7 protein-coding genes are annotated in these 7,098 nt (G+C 33.4%); 3 read left to right on the top strand and 4 right to left on the bottom strand.

The annotated features are described in order from the left end of the window. Window positions 1-113 precede the first annotated feature (113 nt). Window positions 114-464, top strand: a complete 351-nt coding sequence (locus tag UMM65_RS14125) for a VOC family protein (protein ID WP_321977427.1) — start codon at window positions 114-116, stop codon at window positions 462-464. A 44-nt stretch (window positions 465-508) separates the two neighbouring features. Here the strand turns inward: UMM65_RS14125 and lysA are convergent, their stop codons facing one another. The 4 genes from lysA to UMM65_RS14105 form a co-directional block, all read right to left on the bottom strand. Then, window positions 509-1,714 (bottom strand): diaminopimelate decarboxylase, encoded by a 1,206-nt coding sequence (gene lysA, locus UMM65_RS14120; RefSeq protein ID WP_321977422.1) that lies wholly within the window; start codon window positions 1,712-1,714, stop codon window positions 509-511. A 291-nt stretch (window positions 1,715-2,005) separates the two neighbouring features. Beyond that, on the bottom strand, window positions 2,006-3,238 hold the full coding sequence (gene pepT, locus UMM65_RS14115; protein ID WP_321977421.1) for a peptidase T: 1,233 nt from the start codon (window positions 3,236-3,238) through the stop codon (window positions 2,006-2,008). 7 nt (window positions 3,239-3,245) lie between these two features. Continuing rightward, on the bottom strand, window positions 3,246-3,803 hold the full coding sequence (locus tag UMM65_RS14110) for a hypothetical protein (RefSeq protein ID WP_321977419.1): 558 nt from the start codon (window positions 3,801-3,803) through the stop codon (window positions 3,246-3,248). Window positions 3,804-3,824: 21 nt separating this feature from the next. Continuing rightward, window positions 3,825-4,862, bottom strand: a complete 1,038-nt coding sequence (locus UMM65_RS14105; RefSeq protein WP_321977417.1) for a sialidase family protein — start codon at window positions 4,860-4,862, stop codon at window positions 3,825-3,827. A 74-nt stretch (window positions 4,863-4,936) separates the two neighbouring features. On the opposite strand from UMM65_RS14105, the gene UMM65_RS14100 reads away from it, so the two are divergent. Both UMM65_RS14100 and hisG read left to right on the top strand, forming a co-directional pair. Then, complete coding sequence (locus UMM65_RS14100) at window positions 4,937-5,845, top strand: patatin-like phospholipase family protein (RefSeq protein WP_321977415.1); 909 nt, start codon at window positions 4,937-4,939, stop codon at window positions 5,843-5,845. Window positions 5,846-6,180: 335 nt separating this feature from the next. Next, on the top strand, window positions 6,181-7,038 hold the full coding sequence (hisG, locus tag UMM65_RS14095; RefSeq protein ID WP_321977413.1) for an ATP phosphoribosyltransferase: 858 nt from the start codon (window positions 6,181-6,183) through the stop codon (window positions 7,036-7,038). Window positions 7,039-7,098 lie beyond the last annotated feature (60 nt).

Below are 7,098 nucleotides of genomic sequence, written 5' to 3'. Positions count from 1 at the left end.
TTGCTTTGAGCATTCATAAGAGCCTTTAGTTCTGATTCACTCTCTTTAATGTGTAAGTCTATTTGTTTTGCCATAAGGCAATTTACAAATAATTGAGTAAATTAACAAGAGAAATGGTATTAAATGTAAAAGACATTAAGGCCTCAAAAGCATTTTACGAAAAATTAGGGTTTTCAGTTTTTGCTGGTGATTTAAAACATAATTATCTTATCATGAAGAACGAAAACTCTTTAATAGGTTTGTTTCAAGGGATGTTTGACAATAATATTTTAACTTTTAATCCGGGATGGGATGAGAATGCAAATACATTGGAATCTTATGATGATGTTAGAGCGATTCAACAACAACTGAAAAAGGAAAACATAAAATTGGACAGAGAAGCCGATGAAAACACTTCAGGGCCTGCCAGTATTGTGTTAAGTGATCCTGATGGTAACCATATTCTTATAGACCAGCATGTGTAAGCCAATAACCCCGAAAGGGTTTTGAACCCTTTCGGGGTTAGGGATTAAAATTTCACATCAATTTGCCCTCTTAACAAATCCTCAATAGTTTCACGCTCACGGATTAAATAATCTTTACCATCTTTTACCAAAACCTCTGCTGGGCGGTAACGCGAATTATAATTGGAAGCCATTGAGAAACAATACGCTCCAGCATTGCTAAAACTTAAAATATCACCTTCGGTAATTTCAGTTATTCTTCGGTTTGCACCTAAGGTATCTGTCTCGCAAATATATCCGACCACTGTATAAAAACGTTCTTTTCCTTTTGGGTTTGAAATATTTTCGATATGATGATAAGCATCATAAAACATAGGACGCAATAGGTGGTTCATTCCGCTATCAACCCCAGCAAAAACAGTTGAAGTGGTTTGTTTTACAACATTTACATTGACCAAAAGTTTACCCGCTTCACTTACAAGAAATTTACCAGGCTCTAGCATTAGGGTCAAGTCCTTACCATAATTTTTACAAAACTCATTAAAACGATTGCTGAGCTTTTTTCCTAATTCTTCAATGTCGGTAGAAATGTCATTTTCTTTATAGGGTACTTTAAATCCACTCCCAAAATCAATCGAATCTAAATCTTTAAATGTTTCGGCGGCATTAAAAAGAATTTCGGTTGCACGTAAAAATGCATCAACGTCATATATGTCAGAACCAGTATGCATGTGTATGCCATTAATTCGCATTCCAGTGTTCTCTACAACTCGGTATATATGAGGTAATTGATGTACGGAAATGCCAAATTTAGAATCGATATGGCCCACAGAGATTTTAGAATTTCCACCTGCCATTACATGCGGATTGATACGAATACAGACAGGTGTATCTGGATATTTTTGTCCGAATTGTTCCAGAATGGAAATATTATCAATGTTAATATGGACACCCAAACCTTTAGCTTGCTCAATTTCTTCTAAAGAAACACCGTTAGGCGTAAATATTATATCTTCAGGCGAGAACCCAGCTTTTAATCCTAATTGCACCTCTTGAACAGAAACGGTATCAATACCAGAATTTAAATGTTCAAAAACCTTTAATATATTTATATTTGACAAGGCCTTTACTGCATAGTTTATTTTTAGGTTTTTTACTCCCGAAAATGCTTTTTCCATACGCTCGTATTGCAATATGATTTTATCAGCATCATAAACATATAAAGGGGTGTCGTATTTTTTAGCAAGTGATAATAACAATTTTCTATCCATGATTGAAATTTAAAAGTGGTAAAAATAGTTAACCTGTTGTTATCTTAAAAATTTAAAAGTAAATAAAAACAAATTAGGGATATTTGTTGTAGAAGTTGTTTTAATATGACTATTTGAGAGACGAGTTGAAGAGGTTTATATTTTTACAAACAAAAAGTTATACCACAAGGAGCACTAAGGCAGTTCACAAAGAACACGAGGAATTTGTCCTTAATTTTATATTCCTATTTCTTAGTGAACTTAGTGCTAAACTTTGTGATCTTAGTGGTTAATATTTTATTGGACAGGCGGTTACCTATATTTAATCTCGGTAATCTCTGCAATTTTAACAATTACCTCGACCGCTTTCTGCATAGACTCCACTGGAACATATTCATACCGTCCATGAAAGTTATGTCCGCCTGCAAAAATATTTGGGCAGGGTAATCCTTTATAGGATAATTGAGAACCATCTGTACCACCACGTATTGCTTTTATAATTGGTGTAACACCAACAGATTTCATGGCTTCTTCGGCAATTTCGACAATGTGCATTACGGGTTCAATTTTCTCTTTCATATTAAAGTACTGATCCATAATTTCAACTTTAACTAAATCTTTACCTATTTCTTTATTCAAATCATTAGCCACTTTTTGAAAATCTGCTTTTCGTTTTTCAAATATACTCTTATCGTGATCGCGAATAATATACCCTAATTCTGTCTTTTCAACTTCACCCTTTATGCTATATAAGTGATAAAATCCTTCATAACCTTCTGTTTTTTCAGGTATTTCATTTTTTGGTAAAGCGGCAATAAAATCATTGGCAATGAGCATAGAATTGATCATTTTGCCTTTGGCATAACCGGGATGCACTATTTTTCCATTAATAGTAACTTTTGCTCCAGCTGCGTTAAAATTTTCATATTCCAGTTCACCAATTTGGCTGCCATCCATTGTATATGCCCATTCGGCACCAAATTTCTCAACATTAAACAGGTGAGCTCCTTTTCCAACTTCTTCGTCTGGTGTAAATCCAATTTTAATTTCACCATGTTTAATTTCAGGATGTTGAATCAAATATTCCATTGCTGTAACAATTTCAGTAACGCCCGCTTTGTCATCAGTACCGAGTAGGGTAGTGCCATCAGTAGTGATTAAGGTTTGTCCTTTATAAAGTAATAAATCCTCAAAATAATCGGGTGATAATACAATATTTTCACCTTTGTTCAAGACAATATCCTTACCGTCATAATTTTTATGGATTTGTGGCTTTATGTTCCTTCCACTATAATCAGGGCTCGTATCTATATGTGCTATAAAACCAATGGTTGGCACTTTATGATTCACATTACTTGGTAAGGTGGCCATGATATAACAATTATCATCTAATGTTACATCTTCCATTCCAATGGACTTTAAATCCTCTACCAAAATTTTAGCAAGATCCCATTGTTTTTCCGTACTCGGAAAAGCTTTGTTTTCAGAATCAGATTGGGTATCTATGGTAACGTATTTTATAAATCTGTTTATGATGTGTTGCATGACGTAATTATTCAATTAATTGTAGTGATTCGAACAGTTCAACCGATTCGCATAAACGCTCATCAACCAATTTATCACCAAAAACCTTCGATGTCAAGGTAATATATTCATCAATATTTGTTTTTAAATATACTTGTAAATACTTGTAATTGATTCCCGAACGTGTTCCTTCGGAAAGATTAAAATACATTGGTTTTTTTTTGAATTTTCCAAAACCAGATTTGGTCATTTTTAACTGCTCTTTGAGTTGTAGTGTATCATTAATTTTTTTCGCAAAATCGTCATTAATTTCAAGTTCTCCTTGTTTCCATGACATTTCCAACACATAAGTGTCCGTTAATTGTTTGGTAGTGTCAGCCGAATAAATTTCTGAAGAATACTCATCATAGTAAAGTGTGGTTTTCCAATTTTTAGGAACTTGTATTCTAAAATTCTTTAAAAAATCTCGGTATTCTTTTAGCTCAGAGAATTCAACATCGATTTCACAATTAAATTGCTCTTTTAATGAATTGCTTTGGCAACTGATGAAAACAATTGCTAAGATAATAATTATTGCTTTTTTCATTTTAAAGTTTGAGTTGATTAGTTATTTTAGAATTAGTTTTCCAATTTTCTTATTCCCCGCCAGCCAAGCAAAATTCTTATTTACAAATCTGATGGTATAATAAGCGTCATCGCTTACTTTTTTCCAAGTATGTCCGCCATCCTTAGAATAAGAAACGCCAGTTGTGCCAACGGCAAATAGTTCTTGGCCATCTGTATCAGGAACATACTGTACACAACTTTTATAACCTGGTTCGTTACCATCAGCCACTAATTGCCAAGTTTTACCGCCATCTGTTGTAACGGCTTTATTGCTGGTATTATTATCTTTATTGTTCCAATCACCTCCAAATATGACTCCGTTTTTAACGTCATAAAAATCGACGCTATAAATTCCGGTCATCTGATCGCCTTGAACAATCGGTGTGTCGTAAACTTTCCAGGTGTTGCCCATATCGGGTGAGTGAAAAACCCTGGCAGATTTTCCTCCAGTAACCAACCATGCATTTTCTCCATGTATGGCAATATTGCTATTGCTTGCGGCGAAAGCAGCTTCACCTTCATTTATTTTTGGTAGTTTATCACATGGTAATTTTGTCCAAGATTTCCCACCATTATTGGTTAAAATAACGGATAGGCAATCATCAGTTGGATCGCCCATGGCAATACCGTTCCTATCATCAAAAAACGCCATGGCATCATAAAACACCTTGGGATGTTTTTCTTTATAAACTATCTCTAAATTGCCTTCGTTATATTCATATAACAATGCAGGATTACCTATACTTAACATAAAAATGTTTTCGGTGTTGGAAGCAATAGCCCTAAAATGTGGAACAATTGTATCATAAAAAACGCGTTTATCCTTTATGTTTTGATTTGTTGGCAATATTAATCCCAAATAACCATCAGAAGTGGCATAAAATAAACTCGAATCTTTCATGGCATAAATGGCTCTGATACTCGAACTGTCAATGGCTATTTCTTCGATATTTATCTTTTCTATGGAACGAGGTGTTGTTTTTTTATTGCAGGAAAAAACAAGAGAAGCTAGTGCAAATAGAAAAATTATTTTTTTCAATTTTGTTTAAATTGTGTTAGATTTATCAAAAGTAAAATTTTAAATACAAATAGCTAATATTTATAGTAATTTTTATGAGAGCATTGGTAATTTCGGGCGGTGGTAGTAAAGGAGCATTTGCGGGCGGTGTTGCCGAATATCTCATTGATGAAAAAGATAATAAATATGACCTGTTTTTGGGTACATCAACAGGTAGTTTAATGGTTTCGCATTTAGCTCTGGGAAAATTATATGAACTAAAGGCTATTTATACTACCATCAATCAACGAAAAATTTTTAGTAATAACCCGTTTGTAATCAAAACGGTACATGGAGAAAAAGTGGTCTCCATAAATCATTTAAATACAGTTTGGAATTTATTTAACGGACGTAGAACATTTGGTGAAAGTAAAAATCTAAGAAAATTAATAAGAAAATATATTACCAAAGATTATTTTAATCGTATAAAGTTATCTGAAAAGAATGTAGTGGTTACCGTTTCTAATTTAACGAACAATGTTGTTGAGTATAAATCTATACAAGATTGTACGTACAACGATTTTTGCGATTGGGTATGGGCATCTTGCAATTATGTGCCATTTATGAGCTTGCTTCGTAAAGACGGTTGTGAATATGCCGATGGTGGTTTTGGGGCATTGGTTCCAATAAGAGAGGCCATTTTAAGAGGAGCAACAGAAGTGGATGTAATTATTTTAGAAACTGAGATAAATCAATTGAATAGGATGCCTTCAAAAAATCCGTTTTCGCTAATTACAAATATGGTTGAGTTTATGATGGATCAAGTTGAACGGCATAATGTTACCATCGGTAAATTACAAGCTATACATGATAATGTAAAATTGAATTTATATTATACGCCGACTGTGTTGACCACAAATTCGCTGGTATTTAACAAGAAGTTAATGGCAAAATGGTGGCAATATGGATTTAGATATGCTAAAAAGCAACATCTGTTAGAAATGAATAAGCTAAAGGATAAATAGATTAAAATTGAATCTAGACAGCTAGAATCTAGAATCTTGACAAAAAGATTGCGAAAAATTTGTGTTTTCAAAAATTTATCCATTAAATTTGTCCTTCAATTACATCAAAAATGAATTTAAACCGCACACATCATCATTTTCATACTGGCTTTCAAGCGAGGTGAGTTGTTGTGTTTTAAATCTAAAATCATATAAACCCGTTTGAATAGTTCAAGCGGGTTTTTTTATTAAAACATGCCATTATGAAGACCGCAGGTCGCACATAATGTCATTAATTTTATTAATCCCGCTGAATAGCGGGATCTCATGTCTCAATAACGAAATAATGATAAGTAATGTATAAATTAAAAATTGCCGTTCAAAAATCTGGCAGATTAAATCAAGAGTCGTTAGAATTGCTTAAAAATTGCGGTATTTCTATAGATAATGGAAAAGATCAGTTAAAGGCTTTTGCAAGGAATTTTCCGTTGGAAGTTTTATACTTAAGAAATGGAGACATTCCACAATACTTACGTGATGGCATTGTTGATATTGCTATTTTGGGCGAAAACACATTGATTGAAAAGGGAGGGGATTTATCAATTGTAGAAAAATTAGGTTTCTCTAAATGTAAAGTTTCTATAGCCGTACCAAAAGAAATTCAATATTCATCAATCAACGATTTACAAGGCAAGCGAATTGCCACTTCCTACCCTAATACCGTAAACCAATTTTTAGATAAAAAAGGAGTAAAAGCAGAATTGCATGTCATTAATGGTTCTGTGGAAATTGCTCCGAATATTGGTTTGGCAGATGCCATTGTTGATATTGTTTCCAGTGGAAGTACTTTGTTTAAAAACAATTTAAAGGAAGTTGAAGTATTGTTGAAAAGCGAAGCGGTATTGACAGTATCCCCATCATTATCGAACGAAAAACAAGAAATTTTAAATAAATTAAAATTTAGAATCCAATCTGTTTTAAAAGCAAGAAATAGTAAATATGTATTGTTAAATGCCCCAAATAATAAAGTAAAAGACATTATAAAAATATTGCCGGGAATGAAGAGCCCCACGGTCTTGCCTTTGGCGGAAGAAGGTTGGAGTTCTGTACACACCGTAATTAACAAAGATAAATTTTGGGAAGTTATAGATGAATTAAAATTAAATGGTGCCGAGGGCATCCTGGTTTGTCCTATTGAAAAAATGGTGTTGTAATAAAAGCCCATCCTAACCTTCCCGAAGGGAAGGAACTTGGAATGTGTTATACTTTGTTTA

The organism is Aureibaculum koreense, from assembly GCF_034296135.1.
Taxonomy (GTDB): domain Bacteria; phylum Bacteroidota; class Bacteroidia; order Flavobacteriales; family Flavobacteriaceae; genus Aureibaculum.
This window is presented reverse-complemented; position numbering and strand designations above follow the sequence as displayed.